General features: G+C 45.0%; 19 protein-coding genes and 1 tRNA gene. 12 read left to right on the top strand and 8 right to left on the bottom strand.

The window, feature by feature from the left end; genetic code table 11:
* Positions 1 to 99 precede the first annotated feature (99 nt).
* Both MKY63_RS03990 and MKY63_RS03985 read left to right on the top strand, forming a co-directional pair.
* Complete coding sequence (locus MKY63_RS03990; RefSeq protein WP_036680098.1) at positions 100 to 1,203, top strand: ATP-binding protein; 1,104 nt, start codon at positions 100 to 102, stop codon at positions 1,201 to 1,203.
* 106 nt (positions 1,204 to 1,309) lie between these two features.
* On the top strand, positions 1,310 to 2,815 hold the full coding sequence (locus tag MKY63_RS03985) for a leucyl aminopeptidase (protein WP_143761325.1): 1,506 nt from the start codon (positions 1,310 to 1,312) through the stop codon (positions 2,813 to 2,815).
* Positions 2,816 to 2,913: 98 nt separating this feature from the next.
* Here MKY63_RS03985 and MKY63_RS03980 read toward each other — a convergent pair whose 3' ends face one another.
* The 4 genes from MKY63_RS03980 to MKY63_RS03965 form a co-directional block, all read right to left on the bottom strand.
* Positions 2,914 to 3,060 carry a hypothetical protein gene (locus tag MKY63_RS03980; protein WP_169744741.1) on the bottom strand — a complete coding sequence of 49 codons (147 nt, stop codon included), beginning with the start codon at positions 3,058 to 3,060 and terminating at the stop codon, positions 2,914 to 2,916.
* Between the two features lie 103 nt (positions 3,061 to 3,163).
* Complete coding sequence (locus MKY63_RS03975; protein WP_038569228.1) at positions 3,164 to 3,343, bottom strand: FeoB-associated Cys-rich membrane protein; 180 nt, start codon at positions 3,341 to 3,343, stop codon at positions 3,164 to 3,166.
* A 44-nt stretch (positions 3,344 to 3,387) separates the two neighbouring features.
* On the bottom strand, positions 3,388 to 5,400 hold the full coding sequence (gene feoB, locus MKY63_RS03970; protein WP_036680095.1) for a ferrous iron transport protein B: 2,013 nt from the start codon (positions 5,398 to 5,400) through the stop codon (positions 3,388 to 3,390).
* A complete protein-coding gene (locus tag MKY63_RS03965; protein ID WP_036680093.1) occupies positions 5,397 to 5,639 on the bottom strand; it encodes a FeoA family protein in 243 nt (80 codons plus the stop codon). Before MKY63_RS03965 ends, feoB begins: the two co-directional genes overlap by 4 nt.
* A gap of 238 nt (positions 5,640 to 5,877) precedes the next feature.
* Here MKY63_RS03965 and MKY63_RS03960 point away from each other — a divergent pair, with 238 nt between their 5' ends.
* The 4 genes from MKY63_RS03960 (at position 5,878) to MKY63_RS03945 (ending at position 10,384) form a co-directional block, all read left to right on the top strand.
* Positions 5,878 to 6,837, top strand: a complete 960-nt coding sequence (locus MKY63_RS03960) for an aldolase catalytic domain-containing protein (RefSeq protein ID WP_170914180.1) — start codon at positions 5,878 to 5,880, stop codon at positions 6,835 to 6,837.
* 244 nt (positions 6,838 to 7,081) lie between these two features.
* Positions 7,082 to 9,208: an EAL domain-containing protein gene (locus MKY63_RS03955; RefSeq protein WP_036680073.1), complete on the top strand. Its 2,127-nt coding sequence runs from the start codon at positions 7,082 to 7,084 to the stop codon at positions 9,206 to 9,208.
* 64 nt (positions 9,209 to 9,272) lie between these two features.
* Positions 9,273 to 9,346 (top strand) — tRNA-Gly (locus MKY63_RS03950).
* A 147-nt stretch (positions 9,347 to 9,493) separates the two neighbouring features.
* Positions 9,494 to 10,384, top strand: coding sequence for a cation diffusion facilitator family transporter (locus MKY63_RS03945; protein WP_036680071.1), 891 nt, complete (start codon positions 9,494 to 9,496; stop codon positions 10,382 to 10,384).
* A 302-nt stretch (positions 10,385 to 10,686) separates the two neighbouring features.
* Here the strand turns inward: MKY63_RS03945 and MKY63_RS03940 are convergent, their stop codons facing one another.
* Positions 10,687 to 12,042: a dipeptidase gene (locus MKY63_RS03940; protein ID WP_036680069.1), complete on the bottom strand. Its 1,356-nt coding sequence runs from the start codon at positions 12,040 to 12,042 to the stop codon at positions 10,687 to 10,689.
* Positions 12,043 to 12,200: 158 nt separating this feature from the next.
* Entirely contained in the window at positions 12,201 to 12,884 is a 684-nt protein-coding gene (locus tag MKY63_RS03935; protein ID WP_036680066.1) for an SDR family NAD(P)-dependent oxidoreductase, read from the bottom strand.
* Between the two features lie 115 nt (positions 12,885 to 12,999).
* Here MKY63_RS03935 and MKY63_RS03930 point away from each other — a divergent pair, with 115 nt between their 5' ends.
* From MKY63_RS03930 to MKY63_RS03915, 4 genes are all read left to right on the top strand, one after another.
* Positions 13,000 to 13,395 (top strand): helix-turn-helix domain-containing protein, encoded by a 396-nt coding sequence (locus MKY63_RS03930; RefSeq protein WP_235219437.1) that lies wholly within the window; start codon positions 13,000 to 13,002, stop codon positions 13,393 to 13,395.
* Between the two features lie 42 nt (positions 13,396 to 13,437).
* The gene (locus tag MKY63_RS03925) at positions 13,438 to 14,391 is read left to right on the top strand and encodes an RNA methyltransferase (RefSeq protein WP_036680063.1); all 954 of its coding nucleotides are present in this window, start codon (positions 13,438 to 13,440) and stop codon (positions 14,389 to 14,391) included.
* Between the two features lie 33 nt (positions 14,392 to 14,424).
* Entirely contained in the window at positions 14,425 to 15,042 is a 618-nt protein-coding gene (locus tag MKY63_RS03920; RefSeq protein ID WP_036680055.1) for an NUDIX hydrolase, read from the top strand.
* A 202-nt stretch (positions 15,043 to 15,244) separates the two neighbouring features.
* The gene (locus MKY63_RS03915; RefSeq protein WP_155288093.1) at positions 15,245 to 15,397 is read left to right on the top strand and encodes a hypothetical protein; all 153 of its coding nucleotides are present in this window, start codon (positions 15,245 to 15,247) and stop codon (positions 15,395 to 15,397) included.
* Positions 15,398 to 15,498: 101 nt separating this feature from the next.
* Here the strand turns inward: MKY63_RS03915 and MKY63_RS03910 are convergent, their stop codons facing one another.
* A complete protein-coding gene (locus tag MKY63_RS03910; protein WP_036680053.1) occupies positions 15,499 to 15,966 on the bottom strand; it encodes an ASCH domain-containing protein in 468 nt (155 codons plus the stop codon).
* A gap of 29 nt (positions 15,967 to 15,995) precedes the next feature.
* On the bottom strand, positions 15,996 to 17,957 hold the full coding sequence (locus MKY63_RS03905; protein ID WP_036680051.1) for an ABC-F family ATP-binding cassette domain-containing protein: 1,962 nt from the start codon (positions 17,955 to 17,957) through the stop codon (positions 15,996 to 15,998).
* Between the two features lie 466 nt (positions 17,958 to 18,423).
* Here MKY63_RS03905 and MKY63_RS03900 point away from each other — a divergent pair, with 466 nt between their 5' ends.
* Positions 18,424 to 18,801 carry a PH domain-containing protein gene (locus tag MKY63_RS03900; RefSeq protein WP_036680049.1) on the top strand — a complete coding sequence of 126 codons (378 nt, stop codon included), beginning with the start codon at positions 18,424 to 18,426 and terminating at the stop codon, positions 18,799 to 18,801.
* A 631-nt stretch (positions 18,802 to 19,432) separates the two neighbouring features.
* Positions 19,433 to 21,010 (top strand): gamma-glutamyltransferase, encoded by a 1,578-nt coding sequence (ggt, locus tag MKY63_RS03895; RefSeq protein ID WP_036680047.1) that lies wholly within the window; start codon positions 19,433 to 19,435, stop codon positions 21,008 to 21,010.
* Positions 21,011 to 21,025 lie beyond the last annotated feature (15 nt).

Genomic DNA, 21,025 nt, shown 5'->3' with positions numbered 1-21,025 from the left:
CCGAATGTTCTGGCGGCTTCGTCATACACTCAAATACATAGTAATTTGATGTCGCTTAAGCGTCTTCGTCAAATGCAGTAAAAGGGGGAACTTCGTATCGTGATTAGCCAATATCAAGAAAGTCTTCTATTACCGGGAAGAACCTATCAAACTGGACCTGTGGATACTACATACGAGGATGTTCTAGAGAATATTGACAGCGGAATCATGCTTTTTGATGAAGAGGGAGTTATAAGTTTTGTAAATAAGCAAATGTACGGGATGCTCGAGCTTACCCGTCACTCTCTTGTGGGCTGCACATTTTCCCATCTGCTGTCTAATGTTCGACTGAGCCGTTCCAAGAAAAAACAAGTACTGCAGAGCTACAGAGAGATGGTATACAAAGGAAAATCAAATTATGAGTTTCTAGACGAGTATGGCCGTTACTGGAAGGTTACTTTATGCTGCGGAGAGCAAATGAAAGGCTGTTATTTGTTCACTGTCAAGGAAATCTCGGATTATAAGTTAATCGAACAAACGGCTTACCAGAACGATAGCTTAGCTATGCTAGGCAAATTATCCGCATCTATTGCCCATGAAATCCGGAATCCGTTGACCGCGATCCGGGGATTTATTCAACTGCTTCATCCATACTTGCATCAGCTGGGGAAAGAGGAATATGCCAAAATTATATTGGCCGAGATCGATCGTGCGAACGATATTATCCATGAATTTCTGTCCTCCTCTAAGCCGTCAGTTCCGCAGGTGGGGATGATACCCGTGTCCGCATTGCTCAAGGAGGTTGTTCTCCTTACAGAGAGCGAAGCTTTAATGAAAGGCTGCCAGATCAATCTTCATCCTCTTCAAGAGGACATGGTGATTTCTGGCGATGTCAAACAGATGAAGCAAGTCGTGCTTAATATGATTAGAAATGCAATGGAGGCTGTAGCGGATCGAGAAGATGATTCCATGGGGAAAATCGAGGTTGGTGCCCGCAGAGAAGGCTCTGAGGTCCGTATGTTCATATCTGACAACGGTAAAGGAATGGATATTCGTACACTGGACAGGTTATTTAATCCTTTCTTTACTACCAAAGAGAATGGTACAGGATTGGGTCTTTCCGTAAGTGACCGCATCATCAAAAATCATGGCGGATGCATTTCTGTTAGCAGCAGAGTTAACGAGGGTACTCATTTTGTGATCTCTTTGCCATTAATCCATTAGAATAAGTAATAAGAGGCTGATCCCTGCGGATAATACAGATGCGGAGATCAGCCTTTGTTATGTTACAATGGGTGTTGGTTTTGGGAAACAAATGGAGGTAATCACAATGAATATAGAATACAACAGTGGTGTTGCCAACAATGTGCAGGGTGATGCCCTTATCCTTATTATTTCTGAGTCTGAGGTCGAGAATGGAGGCTTTTCCGAAGGATGGGATGACAGAATTCGCCTATTGGGAAAGACGGGTTTATTTAAAGGCAAGCTTAATCAGACTTATGTACTACCTGCTGAGAATTCATCTGGTTGTCCTGTTGTTATTTTGGTTGGCAGGGGGGACCAACTTCTCACGACTGAGGATCTAAGGCAAATGGGGGCTCAGACAGCTCGTGCAGCGCTTCGTTTGAAGGCGCTCAAGCTTGTATTTGAAGTACCGGACACCTTACAGGAGCTTACCGTAGAGAAGGATGTGACTTCTACTGCTTATGCGCTGACGGAAGGGTTATTGCTTGGTTCTTATCGTCGGACTACCTATAAGCAGGTGCAGTCTTTTTATACAGGCCCAACATCAGTTGTTTTCACTATAAAAGAGAAATTAGAGGGTGCTGCCGGACGGGATTGGACTCAAGGCATTCAGAAGGGGCTAGCTTTCGGTGAGGCCACGAATTTGGCGCGGAGCTTGACCAATATGCCTGGTAATCTATTTACCCCCTCAGACCTTGCTGTGGCCGCTATAGAGGTTGCAGAGCGATATGGCTTTCCTTCTGAGGTGCTGGATGAACGGGAAATTGAGCAAAAAGGAATGGGCGGATTGCTCGCAGTTGGAAAAGGAAGTGTAAACCCTCCACGAATGATCGTCATCCGTTATCAGGGGACAGGAAATTGGGATAACGTAGTGGGGCTTGTAGGGAAGGGAGTTACCTTTGACACCGGCGGGATCTCCTTAAAAAGGGCACCAGGTATGGAAGAGCTGATTAGTGATATGGGCGGGGCAGCGGCTGTACTCGGAGTAATGGAGGCGCTTGGCCGCTTACGTCCACGAATTAATGTCGTTATGGTTATTCCATCTGCGGAGAATATGCCATCGGCCAATGCTTTTAAGCCTGGAGATGTTATTACCTCCATGAGCGGACGAACGATAGAAGTGTTGAATACCGACGCTGAAGGCAGAATTGTACTGGGAGATGCGCTGACTTATGCTCGGGAATGGGGAGCGAAACGTATTATCGATGTAGCTACACTGACAGGCGCTGTGTTGTCCACTTTGGGAGATATAGCAACAGGTGCTGTAACTAATGATGAAGCGTTTCTGGAGCGATTTCTGGCCGCTTCAAGCTATTCAGGGGAAAAGGTCTGGCAGCTTCCGGCATACCCGGAATTTCGTGAGATGCTAAAGAGCGAGGTTGCCGATATCCGTAACACTGCTGGAAGATATGGTGGAGCCACTACAGGCGGATTATTTGTAGGTGAGTTTGCTGAGGGCTTGCCATGGATTCATCTAGATATTGCTGGCACTGCATATGTATCTAAAGAACGTGGAGTTAATCCTAAGGGAGCAACAGGTGTCATGGTTCGTTCTATCATTCAGTGGCTGCTGAGCGAAAGCGAGATCTAAACATCCGGGGAGCTGTCCGATCTAAACAACACGGGGTGTTCCCTAAACCAGAGTCTGGTTTAGGGAACACCCCTTTATTGAAATCCAAGAGCAGAAGCTTAAACAGTACGACTGGATTTTTTGGCCTTCGATTGGGAAGTGTAAGATTGAATGCCGTTCATAATTTTATCGCGAGTTCCCTTATTCTTCAGTAAATATGCTGCTCCCAATGCGACCGTTGTAAATAATGTCTTTTTGGTATTCATAGGAATTACCTCCTTGGTATTGTCTGTAGTTGCTTATAACAAACATACCCGTTAGTTAAGGAGGCTAAACGATAAATCACTATTTATTGCCCATTTTACAAGCCTACTTCTTGTTGTTAACCGGTGTTGAACAACAAGAAAGCGGGGAATCCATCGATGCTGCCGAGCAGCTTTTTCCTTTATCACAGCCTGCACAAGCGCCCTGCTTTCCCTTTTGCACATGTCGATAGATGGTCCAGCCAGAATAACCGAAAATTAAGGCGACAATCACAACATTTATCATAATGGTACCCCACTTTCATCATGAGAATCTTATAATTTACAAGTCTACGACCATCCTAATAACCGTCCGCCTTGAAAAATAATTAAAGATACGATATACGCCAGAACGAGAGAATACCCCATGGAGAAGAAGGTCCATTTCCAAGACGCTGTTTCTTTTTTGATAACCCCTACAGTAGCCAAACAAGGAATATAAAGCAGGATAAAGGCCATGAAGCTGATCGAACTTAGCGGTGTGAAGACTTGAGAGATTTGATTTTCTAAACCAGCAGCATCTGGTGCATGATAGATGATATTCATGGTAGAGACTACGACCTCTTTTGCCAAAAATCCCGGAACCAACGTAGAGCCAGCCTGCCATGTTCCGAAACCAAGCGGTGCCAGTAGCGGTGCGATCATACCCCCAAACTTAGCCAGGAAGCTGTGATCCATGTCCACATCAAACCCGCCAGGACCGGCATAAGACATAAACCAAATAATTGCTGAGCCTGCAAGAATAATAGTTCCAGCTTTTCGCAGGAAACCCTTGCCCTTTTCCCAAGTGCTGCGCGATAAGGTCTTGATCTGCGGCATACGATAAGGTGGAAGCTCGATCATGAAAACTGAGGATTCATTTTTGAATAAATATTTAGAGAATACCTTACAAAGAATCAGAGCAAACACAATACCCATCACATACATGGACAGAACTGCTACGGCCTCTTGCGCCGGAAAAAACACAGCTGCGAATAAAGCGTAAACAGGCAGTCTCGCAGAACAGGACATCAGCGGCATTAGCAAGGTGGTCAGCATGCGGTCTTTGGGCTGTTCGATGCTGCGCGCCGCCATTATGGCAGGTACATTGCAGCCGAAGCCAATGATGAATGGAATAAATGCTTTTCCGTTTAGTCCCATACGTTCCATGGTGCTGTCCATTAATAAGCAAACCCGAGCCATGTATCCTGAATCCTCCAAGAAGGAAATGATCAGGAAGAGAATGAAGATTTGCGGGACAAAGACGAGGACGCCCCCTACACCGCTAATTAATCCATCGACAATCAGGGCATGCGTGAAGCTGGATGCTCCAAGCGTCTGAAGCAGGGAATTGGCTCCATCACTAATCGGTCCGGAGATCAGGCCATCGAGGAGATCTGATAGAGGTCCGCCGACCCAGTCAAATGTGGTCTTAAAGAGAGCATACATAAAGAAGATAAATAAGGGCAGTCCTAGAAAACGATGCGTCAATATGGAATCTAATCTTTCTGTTAAGTTATGAGGTTTCTGCGTTGTTGTATCAAGTACAACCTCACAAATGGAGTGGATATAATCCATCCGCTGTGAGCGAATCCATTGGGGGAGCGTCAGGGCCAGCTTTTTGATCTGTAGCTCACTCTGACAGGATTCACAGATGTTTAGCAGGCGAGTGGTGTCCATACGTGTCTTCAGAAAATGAAGAATAACCGGATTCTGCTCCATAAGCTGTAGAGCAATCCAGCGGTGATTTGGTAAGTCCTTGATAGGAAGTAATTCCTTTTCTATAGAAGATATCGCATGCTCTACAATCTCACCGTAGTTCAACTTGAACTTTACAGCGGGAATCGCAGAGGATTTCTCTAAAATACTGAGGACTTGTGCGCAGCCTTTTCCCGTTCTTGCAACAAGCGGGAGGACAGTTATACCCAGTCGTGATTGTAAGACTTCATGATTGATGCGAATTCCACGTGCATTGGCGACGTCAATCATATTCAGTCCGAGTAAGGTAGGTTTGCCATACTCAAGTAATTGAAGCGTGAGCAGCAGATTTCGTTCCAGCTGTGAAGCATCCACGATATTAATTAAGGCTTCTGGAGATTCTTCTATTAGATACTGGGCAGCAACCCCCTCATCGCGTGAGAGTGGATGCAAGGAATAGATGCCCGGCAAATCAATGAGCTTGCCAGCGCCGTTCTTCAGGCTGCCGATCTTCTTTTCTACAGTTACCCCTGACCAGTTACCAACATATTCGTATGAGGAGGTTAACGTATTGAAAAGAGAGGTTTTACCTGTATTGGGGTTACCTACAAGAGCTATTGAACTCAAGACACGTTCACCTCAATCAATGAAGCTTCCTTCCGGCGGATGGCGAACAGTTGTCCATTGCACTCTAAGGTAATAGGTCCTAAAAAAGGTCCTTTTCCTTTCAGGCGAATGCTCACACCCTCGGACACTCCAAGATCAGCCAGACGACGGCGTAGGATAGGATTGATTCCTTCTATTTTATGAATATATCCGGTCGAACCCGGTTGTAGTCGCAGCAATGAGCAAGAGGTAGAAGCCATTTTTATCCCTCCAAAAGAGACTGATAATCAATCTCAATGATTTTCTTGTAATGTAGCATTTTTAGGGCTTATTTACTGTGATCATTGTCGCTGACACGATGTGGTAATAGCATTAAAGAGAAGAAGATGAAATTCCTTTACATTTTATTCTTCATTAAAGTATGATTATACGATATAAATTGCATAGTAAAGCTATATTCGCGGTTATAATGATTGCAATAGTTGAAGGGAGATAATTATGAAGACTAATCAATGTAAGATTGTTGACTGCACCATCCGAGATGGGGGCCTAGTGAACAACTGGGATTTTAGTGTGGAATTTGTACAAAACTTATATGCCGGCTTGAATGAAGCTGGTGTTGATTATATGGAAATCGGTTATAAAAATTCACCAAAATTGCTCAAAGGAGCAGAGGGTGCCGGACCATGGCGTTTTCTGGACGATGATTTCCTGCGTAAAGTGATTCCGCAAAAAGGTCACACCAAGCTATCTGCTTTGGTTGATATCGGCCGCGTGGATGAGAATGATATTTTGCCCCGCAGCGAAAGTATGCTGGATTTGATTCGTGTGGCATGCTACAGCAAAGATGTAGAGAAAGCCCTCCAATTGGTACAAACTTTCCATGATCTAGGCTATGAGACAACGATCAACATTATGGCTTTGTCTAATGTTATGGAGAATGAATTGTTGGAAGCTTTTGAAATGATCCGTGAGAGCGTTGTTGATGTGGTATATATTGTAGATTCATACGGCAGCTTGGATCACAATGACATGAATTATCTGGTTGAGAAGTTCAAGACACATCTGCCAAACAAACGTCTAGGCGTACATACTCACAATAATCTTCAGTTGGCGTTCTCCAACACGTTGATTGCTGCTGAGAATGGTGTAGAGTTACTGGATGCTTCTTGTTATGGGATGGGACGAGCTGCAGGAAATTGCCCTACAGAGCTGTTAGTAACTCATTTGAAGAATACACGTTACTCCTTGCGCCCTGTGCTTGATATTATTGAACGCCTGATGATTCCTTTGCGTGAGAAAGAGGAGTGGGGCTATATCATTCCTTATATGATCACAGGTACACTTGATGAGCATCCACGTTCAGCAATGGCACTTCGTGCATCTGCAGACAAGGATAAATCCGTTGATTTTTTTGATAAGCTTACAACACCAGAAGTAACCTTTGGTGACAAATAAACCTGAGTTTCTTAGAAGCACTGAACCCTTTCGTAGGGGGAAGTGCTTTTTTGGTTGCCTGCTAGCAGAAAATGGTTTATATTTATGCAAGATTTATGAATATATAACTTATAAACGCGCCTTCCATTTGAATGCCGATAAAAGAAATGTAACTTAAAAGTCCTATCCCGCCGATATTTATACGTAGGACATAACTATACTTGAATGTTAATTAATAGATATTATTTTCAGACGCGAGGGACTTATGAGACAAGAAGAGAAAAAGACAATTCAAGCAGCTGCTGTAGGCGCCTTGCTGTTCCTTTTAATTCAAATTTTCCATACATCGCTTAACCGATTGGACGATTGGGATATTATTTCTTCTCTCTATCTCATTGTCGGCTGCTGTAATGTTGCTTTTGGATTTGCAATATTTGCACAGGGCTGGTTATTCTTCTCTAGCAGATTATCTAAAGGAAGATTATATGCCGCTGCTCTTTTTGGTGGAATATGTATTATTGATTTTTTGCATACACTGGGTTTTGTGGGCATCCCGTTGATTTCATCATTCATAACTTTTGAAGAATCGTTGTGGCTGCGAACCCTCTCACGACTAATCAGCGGTTTAGGAATGTTGTTTATTTTTAGCAGGGAAGATAAGCCCGTGTCTGTCTCTGAAAAAAGAAAGTTGTTTAGAATAGCCTTCATGCTGATTGTGCTTTCCATTGTTTTGTTTATATTCAGCCACTCGGCGTTACCTCAGTTTTTAACTAAACCTTGGATGAATCCTTTGAAGCAGATTGCTGATTTGGCAGTTCTTTTTGTTTACTTGGCAGGTGTTGCAGTTATTGTATTTCCTGAAAAAAGTGAAAAGTCAGCCTCCCTGCTTATTATTATTCGAGCACTTATCTTTTTCTCTTTGGGCCAAGCCTTTTTTATGAGTCCATTCAGTAGTGGCAATATAGATGATCTTTTTGGAATGGTGTGTAGCGGTGTTGCATACTATTTGCTTCTTACTGGAGTATATCGTCTGACGATTGAAGAACCCTTTTACGAAAAGCAGTTGGCTGAGGAACGGATCAATTATTTAGCCTATCATGATGATTTAACGGGACTTCCCAATAGACGTCGTCTGACGCAGCGTGTAGAAGAGATGATTATTGCTGGAGAGAAGAAAACGAGCGATAAATTCTCAGCGTTAGCTATTATGAATATTAATCATTTCAAGAATATAAATGACTCCCTGGGCCATTTTGCCGGAGACCATTTATTGAAGCTGGTGTCTGAGCGGCTTGTGAATGAGGCCAAATCTACTGAAGAGCTTTATAGTATGGGGGCAGATGAGTTCGCTTTTCTTATGATGGAGAGAGCAAGTCTTGGAGAATGTTTGGTTCGAGCTACGGAGCTGCATCGATTGTTTGAGGTACCTATTGCCTTAGAGTCGGGGGAGTACCATATTTCGCTTAGTATGGGGTTAAGTATTTATCCCGGTGACGGTGAAACTGCGGAACATCTAATTCAGAATGCTGATACGGCTGTACATAATGCCAAGGAACAGGGAGTAGAGATTCGCAGGTATATCCCAGCCATGCAGATGAAAGCAAAGGAACGTCTAAAGCTGGAAAATGACCTCCGCAGAGCGCTTGAACGCAATGAATTCTTTCTGGTGTATCAGCCAAAGGTTTTGCTGGAGACGGAAGAGATCGTAGGAATGGAAGCTCTGCTCCGCTGGAATCATCCGAAGCGTGGTCTGGTCTCTCCTGCGGAATTTATCCCGTTAGCTGAAGAGAGTGGACTCATTGTTCCGATTGGGGAATGGGTACTCAAAACAGCTTGTCTGCAGAATAAAAAATGGCAGCTGGCCGGCTATGTGCCGATTTGCGTCTCCATCAACCTATCTATGCGGCAATTCCTTCAGCCCAATCTAGCGGGGAGGATTCATACCATCTTAACCGACATTGGATTAGATCCGTGTTATGTCGACCTTGAGATTACTGAGAGTATGACCTTGGATAAAGAAACAGCCTTTGATCAGCTGAAACGTCTGAAAGAGCTTGGTGTCTTCATCAGTATTGATGATTTTGGTACAGGCTACAGCTCCCTGCATTATCTAAAGAACATGCCGATCGACAGATTGAAAATCGACAGGTCGTTCGTATCAGAGGTTATGGAGGACAGCAACAATGCTGCTATAGTCTCTACAATCACTTCTATGGCGCATCATTTGAAGCTGAAGGTTACGGCTGAGGGTGTGGAGAACAAGGAGCAGCTGCAATTTCTGCGGGAGCAGCATTGTCATGAAGCTCAAGGATTTCTGTTCAGCAAACCTATTCAACCAGCAGAGTTTGAGGCGATATTTTTAAAAAAGGCACCCCTCGGCGCTTCCCTGTAAACTAAAAAAATGTTGATTTTTACTTGTAGAGATGATACAATAACTCTTGTATTCACTTTCTAGTGCGGGTGTAGTTCAATGGTAGAACTTCAGCCTTCCAAGCTGATAGCGTGGGTTCGATTCCCATCACCCGCTCCATAATTCAAACTTCCAAATCCTTGCGATGCAAGGGTTTTTTTATATCCCATCAGCCTATATTGGTTGGTGGGATTTTTTTTGTTTATACTATTTGCCTAATGGAAAAACTTTAATATAGCGTACTTTTAAGAAAAGGTTGTGAAAATTTTGAATGGTGCAAAGATTGCGTTCCTATCTGTACTTAGCAATACATTTATCGTTTCTTTAAAGCTTATAGTCGGAGTACTTACAGGTTCAGTAGCAATTATCTCGGAAGCGATCCACTCCTCCTTAGATTTAGTTGCTTCGTTGATTGCTTTTTTCTCGGTCCGATGGTCAAGTCGTTCTGCGGATAAAACTCATCCTTATGGTCATGGCAAAGTGGAGAATATCTCAGGGACGATTGAAACGTTGCTTATTTTTGTAGCTGGATTCTGGATTATAGATGAGTGTGTTCATAAAATAATGAATCCAACCGCGATCGAACTTCCCTTTTTGGGCATTATTGTGATGGTGGTCGGAGCGGGGATCAATTATATGGTTTCACGCAAGGTTAAAAAGAAGGCAGACGAACTTCACTCTGTGGCTATGAAATCGAATGCTCTGCATTTGCTTACGGATGTTTTCACCTCTTTGGGTGTTGCATTCAGTTTATTATTGGTTACCCTCACTGGATGGACGATACTCGACCCTGTCATTGGGATTGTGTTGGCTCTGTATATTATGGGTGAAGCCTATAAGCTTCTAAAGGAGTCATTTCCTCCGCTGTTGGATGCACGATTAACTGAGGCAGAAGAAAATGAAATATTACATGTCATAAAGTTATTTCAAGGGCGATATATTGAATTTCATGATTTTCGTACCCGCCGATCTGGTCCAGAAGAGTATGTCGACTTTCACCTTGTGATTCCTTCTAAAATGAGTGTTGCTACTGCGCATCAATTATGCGACGAAATTGAACTAGCCATTCAAGGCATATTTGAACGTGCCCAGGTGTTGATTCACATTGAACCCGAACATGAACAGTTGGCTAACAAACCGGTATTACATGAAGGGTAATAATGGTGATTACTCACAGAGTTTCTCTGCTATTTCAATATTTTGTATTAAGTGATATGGTGATTATATCTCTTTTATATTCATTCTATATGGGGGACGGATAATGATCGCTTATTTAAGACCTTTAATAATAAGTAGCTCAGTTAAAAGCCTGATTTTTCTTTTAATAATAATGGTGATAGCAATGGTATGGTGGTTTTATAAATGGACTAAGCAATGATGCTCTTTTGTTTGGCCGCATACTAAAAAGCCAGGCTCCCAACTTAGGGAACCTGGCTTTATTTGTTTGTAGCTTGTGTATCTTAAACAGTCTTTAGGAACTCAACAATGGTGAGTAATCCCTTGTCGAAGTTCTCCAGGTTGAAATGCTCATCCGGTGCATGCAGGTTCTCATCATCGAGACCAAAGCCCATCAGAACGACAGGTGCTTCCAGCACACGGGAGAAGCTCTCCATGATCGGAATGGAGCCGCCGTCTTTGGTGAAGAGGGCACGGGTTCCATATACTTTGCCATATGCGTCTGCTGCAGTTTGCAGAATAGGATTCGACGGATCGATGTTAAAGGCACGTGCCTTCTCCATTTGCTTAACATGCACTTTCGCTCCGGTCTGAATATTAGCCTTCAGATGTGCTTCAACGGCATCGAGGATATGCTGTGGATCCTGATCGCCAACTAAGCGGCAGGTAATCTTCGCATGTGCTTCTTTAGGGATAACCGTCTTACTGCCTTCCCCTTGGAAACCGCCGTATACGCCGTTAAGCTCAAGCGTAGGACGAGCGCCAATCCGTTCTACAAAGGAATAACCTTCTTCGCCGTATAACGATTCCAATCCAAGACCTTCACGGATTTTATCTTCATTCACACCTTGCTTCACGAATTCCTCCCGCAGCATTGGGGAAAGTTCAGGAACGCCATCATAGAATCCGTCTACAGATACGCGTCCTTTGTCGTCATGAAGCGAGCTTAGCAAAGATACTAGGGCATGCAATGCATTCGGAACGCCACCGCCGTAAGAACCAGAGTGCAGGTCTGTCAAAGCGGTAGTTACATCAACTTCAAGGGAAGCTAGACCACGTAGCCCAGTGCAGATGGCAGGACGACCGCGTTCCAATAGGGATGTATCGGAGACTAACACCGCATCCGCAGCGAGCTTTTCTTTATTGGCTTCAAGGAACGGAGGCAGATTCACACTGCCGATTTCTTCTTCACCTTCGATGCAAAGCTTGAGATTCACAGGAAGAGTACCTTCTTGTTTCAGGATCGCCTCAATGGCTTTGAGGTGAACGAATACTTGTCCTTTGTCATCTGTTGCTCCGCGTGCATAAAGCTTGCCATCACGAATCTCTGGTTCAAATGGAGGTGTGGTCCATAGGTTTAATGGATCTACTGGTTGTACATCGTAGTGACCATACACGAGAATAGTTGGTTTGCCTGGAGCATGAAGATAATCGGCATATATAACGGGATGTCCCGCTGTCGGATGCAACTCAATGTTCTCAAGTCCGGCTTTTTTCAGGGTGTCTGTCAGCCAATGGGCTGCCTTCAGTACATCGTCCTTATGTTCAGATAAGGCAGAAATACTTGGAATTCTGAGCCATTGTTTTAGTTCTTCGAGATGTTCATCCCGGTGGGTTGAAAAATACGTTTCGTATGACATAGTGAGTATGTACCTCCTTAAGTTTTGCTGCGCAAAACCGGCTTTGTAAACGCCTGGGCATAAGCTTATTGGCCATGCGTGACCGTCTTGTTTAGCATTCTATAGGAACCATTATACTGGAGAACTCACTATGGATCAAAAGCGATGGGGCAAACCTCTCACCAGATGATTGTAGCCGGTGTCACACCTTGGGGAAAAGTATCCTCAGCTTTGCTTTTGTTCATATACATCTCATACCAAACATTAGCGATGAGTTCTGGATCTGTAGCGGTGCCGGGTTTAATGAATACACCAAGTGCTAAATGACCTACATAGATTCCTTGTGGAGTCAAATCTGCATGCAGGTTAAGTGCGTAGTTTCTTAATCCGCTAAGCGCAATGCCTACATTACCCATCATCTGCATGGGATAGATGGAGGACAATCCGGTTGTGAACAGCAGTGCGCCGCTGCGTTTCTCCAGCATCTCAGGCAAGACCTGTGCTACGCTGCGGATAGCGGCTACAACCAGTGCCTGAAAGGCATCCTGTGCATTTTCTTCTGTTACTTGTGAAGCAGGAGTAGGAGGGTAATTTCCACTTGTCGGGCTGAATTCGAGCACATCGATAAAGCCGTATTTTTTCTTGATATTATCGAAGGCTGTGGCTACTTGTTCTTTATTGTATACGTCGGCAGGAAAAGCAGCAGCCTCGATATTCAGTGCTTGCAGTTCCTGAACAAGGGTGTTCAGCTTCTCTTCATTTCGAGAGATTAATGCCACTTGAAATCCGTTGGCTCCGAATTTTTTGGCGATTGAGAGTCCTAAGCCGGGTCCAGCACCTATGATGGCAATGGTCTTTTTCATGATTTATTAGTTCCTTTCCGGTTGTTGATTACTAACAGTAACCATGATAAGCTGAATAGGCTTGAGGGACAAGAAGGCACTATTACATGCTTAAGTTACATGGAGGTAACCACAGTTGGAACATTCAAAGGAAGAACCCACCCGGTTCATGCCGATGCTGGAGGATTGCTCCATTACCCGCCAGATTCTGGACAGGGTCGGAGATAAATGGAGTGTACTGATCATAGTCAATTTAGGTGCTGATGCTTTGCGGTTCAAAGAGTTGCAAAGGCGCTCTGGAGGGATATCACAACGGATGCTGACCCAGACCCTGCGCCATTTGGAACGGGATGGATTAGTTTGGCGTAAAGCGACGCCTACAGTCCCATTGACTGTGGAATACGGTCTGACGAGCATAGGAGAATCATTGTTGGGACCTTTAACCTCGCTTGTGGACTGGGTCAACAAAAACAATGGGAAGATCGCCAAAGCGCGTATAGATTATGACCACCAGCACGACACACAGGAGTAACAAGACAGCAGAACAATTCACTGGGATAGAGGATGGATTATATTGCATAAGGAAAGTGGAACAAACACATTTATTTATACTTACACCTGTTCAGAGGACGAGTTATCGCTGTGTCAGATGGAGCTGCGATGTCTTTTTGGTGAGCAGGTGCCGACTGTTCTTTTTAAGAGTGAGGTTGAGGTGGATGTCAGCCGCAGTCCCTTCATTAAAGAGCGGATAGATGTAATGTATGAAGGGGACAGTCTGCCTGAGATTTATGATCAAACGGAGCAGGTGGAGCTTGGCGGCAAGACGTTTAAGGTTATTTTTGTGAAGACCAACGATCTGGGCCCTGCAGACAAAATAGAGTATGATGAGCGCAGAGTGATCGAGCGGGAAATTGGGTTGCGGATTGAAGGAGAAGCGGATGTTAACCATCCGGAGCTGGTATACGGCATTGTTACGCTGGGTGGACGCTGGTACTTCGGATCTTATCATAAAAACAAGGCAACTTGGTTCCGCCAAATGAAGAAGCCACGCAGCTATTCTATCGCGCTTAGTACACGTGTTGCCCGTGCCGCGGTTAATATGGCTATTCCGAATCCTGAAGGTATACGTGCTATAGATCCTTGCTGCGGTATTGGAACTGTAATGGTAGAAGCCTTGTCAATGGGAATCGATATGGTTGGACGTGATATTAACCCTATGATTGCTATCGGTGCGAGAACAAATATTGCCCATTTTGGATTCACCAGTGAGGTTACGCTCGGGGATATTGCGGATATCACTGATCATTACGATGTAGCCATTGTAGATATGCCATATAATCTATATTCTAGTATTACACCTGAGGAGCAGTTCGCGATTCTAGTGAATGCGCGCCGGATTGCAGATCGGGTGGTTATCGTTGCGATTGAACCGATGGACGAGATGATCACTGAAGCTGGATTTACAATCATAGACCGTTGTGAAGCTAAAAAAGGAGCCTTCTCGCGTCATTTAATGCTTTGCCAGTAATCCTAATCAAGGTACCGAAAAAGGGGTGCAGCAATGGAGCAGAAATGGTTAACGTGGGCCAAAGAAATTCAGGCCATCGCACAGACTGGATTAACTTATGCTAAGGATGTTTATGATATAGAACGGTATCAAGCTTTGCGTGAGCTCAGTGTAGATATCCTCGCTAATTATACCTTCGAAAGCAAGGAGAGAATTAGACTCTCCTTTGCGGGTGAAGGGGGTTATGCTACCCCAAAAGTTGATGTCCGTGGTGTTGTATTCCGGGAGGATAAAATTCTACTTGTTCGCGAGAAGTTGGACGGGAATTGGGCGCTTCCTGGTGGCTGGGGGGACATTGGACTGTCGCCGAGCGAAGTTGTTGTGAAAGAAATCAAAGAGGAATCGGGTTTTGAGGCAGAAGCAGTTCGCTTACTGGCTGTACTGGATAAGAAATTTCATAGCCATCCGCCGGAGCCTTATCACGTGTACAAGTTCTTTATTTTATGCCGCATCGTGGGCGGAGAGGCAATGGAAGGGGTAGAGACAAGCGAAGTTTCGTTTTTTGCTGAAGATAAGCTGCCTGAGCTTTCAGCGGAGCGGAATACAGAGGCACAGATTCGGACGATGTTTGAATATTTACGAAATCCGGAAAAAGTAGTAATATTGGACTAAGAATCTGCATATACTGTATGACTTCCGCAAATTTAAGTTTTTAATTATTCAAAATTTGGTTAATAACTAATATGTAAGCACTTACAACGGTTTGGCCGCTGAGCCTTTATATCTACCAAAATTCAAAATTTTAATTTTTTGGGTCGAGCGGTCTACATTTTTTCCTCTACTGTGACGATAAGATATTTTAGGAGGGGATCGCATGGAACAAGAAGAATTGAGCATTCCATTGAAACAGGAAAATGTGGTGCGTCCTGCAGAAGGCAATATTGCCACTGGGCTGGTTTGGGGTATTTTAATCAGCATTCCGTTATGGATCTCTGTTATTGGCTGGATTTTGGGATTTTGGCACTAAACCATAAATTAATGAGGATCTAATTCTGTTGATTTTATAGTATACACAAAAGGCTGTCCCTTCCTTGTGGAAGAGACAGCCTTTTGCGTTTTCTGAAGATCTTAGTCTTTTGTATATACCACTCTAAAGTTCTCACAAACAACTTTCATCTTTGGATCAAAGGGTTTGTTTAAGAATTTTAAGGATTCTCTGGTGAAGAACTGCTCATGATCATGACGCCATGACTTAAGCGTCCGGTCACCTTCTCCTTCAGTATAGGCAAACTCAGCGCTAACCTCATCAAAAGGTATAATTTGTACATCTGTAGTAACAATTATTGCCCGCGGATCACCAGATCCATCCAGCACGATACTGTGACCGCCAACTTGCGGAAACGTCTCGTCACAAGTTTCAAATATATCATAATTCGAAGCAGTTCCTGTCTTGATCCCACGAATCACCAGATCGAGCAGTTCATCGGCCATCTGGGGACTGTCACCAAAGGCCCAGGCGTCATAGTTATCCGCTGTTTGTGGATGAAGCTGGGTGTATTCTTTCCACAATAACTTAATCTTCTCTTTGTTGCTCATATGCTCATCTCCTTATAGATCAATCTATTCTATAGACCAGTTGTCTCCATCCATCCTGTATAGAGCTCATCCAACTGCTCCTGTATCGCATCACGTTCTTGTTGCAGCTCAGCAAGTTCAGCTGCATCGCTGCTGATCAGGGGATCTAACATCTTAGCATCGATCACGCCAAGGCGTTCCTCTACCTCTGCAATGGCCGTTTCCCAGTCGAAGGTGGTGTTTTTCCTACGGGAACTGGTGGATTTAGCGTTGGTTTCTTTCCCTGAATCGTTAGATTGAGGCTTATCAGGGCGTGAACTTGTTCGTTCTGCAGAGACAGGTTTAGCTTGATCCGCAAAAGAGGGAGCTAGTAATGCCTTTTCAGCTTGTTTTTCCTTGTAATATTCATAGTTTCCGTTGAACACTCCAAACCGCCCGTCTTCAATGGACCATAGTTTGTGAAATAGGCGATTGATGAAATAACGGTCATGAGATACCGCCAGAACCGTGCCTGGAAATTCCTCTAATGCTTCTTCGAGTGCTTCACGAGAATCAATGTCCAGATGATTGGTCGGCTCATCCAGAATCAGCAGATTTGGCTTGCGATGCATTAGTACAGCGAAACGCAGGCGGGTCCATTCACCACCGGACAGATTCGTAATGTCTTTGAATACATCGGGACCATAAAATAGGAAACGTGCAAGCTGCCCGCGTGCTTCACCTTCTTCAAGTCCAGCTTCTTCGCGGAAGTAGCGGAGTACAGACTGTTTGTTATTTTCAGGAACAGCCTCTTGTGCGAGGTAGCCGACCACAGTTCTTGAGCCGAGTGTACAGCTTCCGCTGTCCGGGGTTTCCTGCCCTAAAATAATTCTTAAAAGTGTACTTTTACCTGCCCCGTTACCGCCGATGAGTGCCGTAGTCTCTCCGTAGCGAAGCACTTCGTTTGCCTCTGCGAAAAGGCTTCGCTGACCATATGCTTTTCCGATATCCTCCAAAATGACAACCTGATTACCGGAACGGTCATTTTGCTGTAGCTGCAAATCCATCGATTTTCGCTCCAGTATAGGACGTTTAACCTTCACCATACGATCCAGTGCTTTTTGCATGGATGCTGCTCTCCGGTAAAAGGAAGGGTTAGGAGGTGTCCCGCGATTGCCAAATTCAATGAGACGTTTGATGCTTTCCTGCATTTGTTTTATTTTTTTCTGCTGCTCTTGATAATCGGCAAATTGTTGAAGAAGTCGCGTTTCCTTCTCCACTTGGTAGCCGCTGTAGTTGGTATGGAAGGTAAAGGCCTCGCCATCCTCAATCTCGATCACTTTCTTGACTACAGCGTCCAGAAAGTAACGGTCATGGGAGATCGCAAGCACTGTTCCATCATAACTCTGTAAAAATTGCTCCAACCATTCAATGGCGTTCATATCGAGATGATTGGTTGGTTCATCCAATAGAAGGATGTCTGGACGGCGCAGCAGCAGCTCCGCTAGTCCGACTTTTGTTTTTTCTCCTCCTGAAAGAGAGGCGAACAATCGGCTGTATTGTCCGGTTCCAATCCCGAGACCCGAGGCTACGCGCTGAATAGAGGATTCGATCTCGTAACCTCCAGCATCCTCGAACTTATCCTGCAAGCTGCCATATTCTTTCAGCAGCCGATTCCAGAGGGTTTCATCCGTTCCGCTGTTAAAGCTGGACATTTCCAGCTCAAGCTCCCGCAGGCGGTGCTGCCATTGCAAAGGTTCGGCAAAGCTGCGCTGCAGAACATCATATACGGTTTCTTTTTCGTTAACTTCTTGAATTTGAGCTAACAGACCTACTACGCTGCCTTTGCGTATTGAGATTTGCCCTTCATCGGGGCGTTCCTCCCCGTTCAGCAGGTGGAATAGTGTCGTTTTGCCACAGCCGTTACGGCCGATCAGGCCAATTTTTTCCCCTTGGCGGATATCGAAGGTAATGCTATTCAGCACGAGTTGTGCCCCGTGGTATTTTTGAACATTTTGGCATTGGATGATCATATATATTCTCCTTTAAGAATGCCCTTCGCACCGCCAGTACCCTAAATGGCTCCGAAATCCTGTAAAAAACCATAAAAAAAGACCGTAGGGAAATTTCCCCACGGCCTTATCATTCTCCGGTTAACTGATCCGTCCGGGTGATGGCAGGAAAGGCATTTCACAATTGTGTAGTGTTATTAAATTCATACAAATGGACAGACTTCTCCCGTTATCGCCATTTACATGAGCAATGCCAGCTATCGCTTTAGGTAGCCGACTCATAACACTGTTGGTCCAATTGTGATCCATTCCTTCCACACCCCTCTCTTAGTAAATTTAATGACAGTGTAATCAAAAATCAGAAAATAAGCAAGTAAAAAGATGTCAGAGAGTATTTTTACACAGCATAGAATATGAAAAATAGAATAATATGGTTCTGTAGTGGGGGGCAAGTGGCTAAATTTAACGGATGAAAAGAGGAAGAGATATGGCACTTTTTGACGGATTAATGGGCAATGCATCACAAGTAAATCTTACGGAGGTCCAGCGGGAATACGCACAAATTCTTGCTCCTCAGGAGAAAATCGAACGCGCCTATAAGCTGATTAGAGATATGTTCATTTTTACGGACAAGCGGCTTATTCTGGTGGATAAACAAGGTCTGACGGGCAAGAAAACAGAATATCATTCGATCCCTTACAAAAGCATCTCGCATTATTCCGTGGAGACGGCAGGGCATTTTGACCTGGATGCGGAGCTATGTATCTACATTTCCAGCAGCACGCTTCCGGTGAAGAAGACCTTCAATAAATCCGTAAATATTTACGAGGTGCAGGCCGTGTTATCGCAATATATTTTAAAATAAATTGTTTATTCGGTGTTTCAAAGCACAAGCCCCCCTCTAAAAGTGGCTAAGATTACTAAGGTTAGATGCAGCTAGATATATTTGAGATAGGTAGCCACAAGACATAACCGAGATAGACAGCTATATGGCGGCAAAAGGTGACTAGACATATCCGAGATAGGTAGCCATTTGGTGGCAAAAGGTCACGGTAGTACGCCATGGCAGTATGCGGCTCCCTGTAATTAAAATGATTTTATAATATTCGTAGGTGTGAATCTACAAGATTAAACAAAGATGACCTCTTATTTGTGCATAGCTCACAAAAAGAAGAGGTTTATTTTGCGTTTCAGCGTAACCGATTGACAAAGGATTTTCGTGTAATGTTAAATGACACTAATTAAGTCAGAAGTTATAGGGAGCTCGCAGCTGAACCCGCCGCAGAATATAGGAGATTGAATATGTTGAAGAAACCCGCCGCAAAAAATAAGGAGTTGGGACATGGCGGAAAAACCCGTAAAACATAGGGGGATGGGCATGGTGGAGGGGAGAAACCCGTAAAACGTAGAGGAATGGCATGGGGAAGAAACCCGAAAAACATAGAGGGAAGGGCATGGCGGAGCGGAGAAACCCGTAAAAGATAGGGGGACGGAACATGGCGGAGAAACCCGTAATAGGCACAAAAACTATGGTAGTTAGCCCCCATTATTTAGCCTCGGCTGCTGGTGCACGTATGTTGGAAAAAGGGGGGAATGCCTTTGATGCAGCGGTGGCGATCAGTGCGACACTAGCTGTTGTATATCCGCATATGACGGGGCTAGGCGGAGATTCCTTTTGGTTGACCTATAACACGCAAGAGGCGCGTGTTCGGGCCTATAACGGAAGCGGGCGCTCCGGGTACGGAGTCCGCAGAAGCAGCTATGCCGGGGAAGCTTTCATCCCGCGGCGGGGGATTCGCAGCGCCATTACGGTGCCGGGGATGGCGGACAGTTGGGATGCCGTACTGAGTAAGTATGGCCGCTTTATGCTGGCGGAGGTACTGGAACCTGCCATTGGTTATGCTTTGGAGGGATTTCCGCTGTCGCCGGATCAGCGGAATAACACGGCTGTTGCGGGCTCTGCGCTGTCGCCGGAGGCGGCAGCGATTTACACGCCAGGCGGCGTGATTCCTTGTGCTGGATCGCGATTCCAGCAAAAACAGCTGGCGGCCACCCTGCGGACATTGGCGGCGGGTGGGCGGGATGCTTTTTATAAGGGGAAGATTGCGGAGGACATCTGTGACTATATGCTGGCAACTGGCGGGTATTTGACTCGGGATGACTTTGCGGATCATCAGGGGGATTGGGTCGAGCCGATTCATACGGATTATCACGGGCATACGGTATATCAAGTGCCGCCTAATTCTCAAGGTTTCACTGGACTAATGAGTCTTAATTTATTGGAACATTACAATTTTGAAGCAATCGGGCATGGTTCGTATGAATATTATCACCTGCTTGTTGAAGCGTTGAAGCTAAGCTTCCGCGATCGGGATAGGGTGCTTACAGATCCGGATTTTAGTGCTATTCCTTTGGAGCAGCTGCTGGATAAACGTTATGCAGGACAATTAGCGTCTACTATCTCGATGCAAAAAGCTGCGCAACTGACAAGTCAGCCTATCGGCAGTGATACAGCTTATGCTGCGGTTGTGGATGAGGACGGGAATGCGGTCTCTTTTATTCAGAGTCTGTATTTTGAATTTGGTTCGGGCGTGGCCGCTGGGGATACTGGGATTCTGCTGCAGAATCGAGGTTCGTTTTTTTCGCTGGACCCCGGGCACATCAATACGCTTGAGCCGCATAAGCGCAGCTTCCACACACTGATGCCAGCGATGGCCTGCCGCGAGGGCAAACCTGCGATTCTGTACGGGACGCAAGGTGGCGAAGGTCAACCACAGACTCAAACCCTGCTGCTCACACGGATGCTGCATTATGGCATGAATCCACAAATGGCTGTGAATGAGCCGCGTTTTGTGTGGGGGAGAACGTGGGGAGAGCCTACGCAAGAACTGAAGGTGGAGAGCAGGGTAGCTGATGAGGTGCTGGCAGATTTGGCCGCAGCCGGTCATATTGTCCGGAAAGTAGATGACTATGATGGGATTATGGGTCACGCTCACATGATTTCGATAGATGACAATGGATACCGCAGTGGGGGAACGGACCGACGCTGCGATGGTGCGGCGATTGGATGGTAGGTATAGTTGTGATGG

Source organism: Paenibacillus sp. FSL R7-0189, from assembly GCF_037969925.1.
Lineage (GTDB): Bacteria > Bacillota > Bacilli > Paenibacillales > Paenibacillaceae > Paenibacillus_AQ > Paenibacillus_AQ odorifer.
This window is presented reverse-complemented; position numbering and strand designations above follow the sequence as displayed.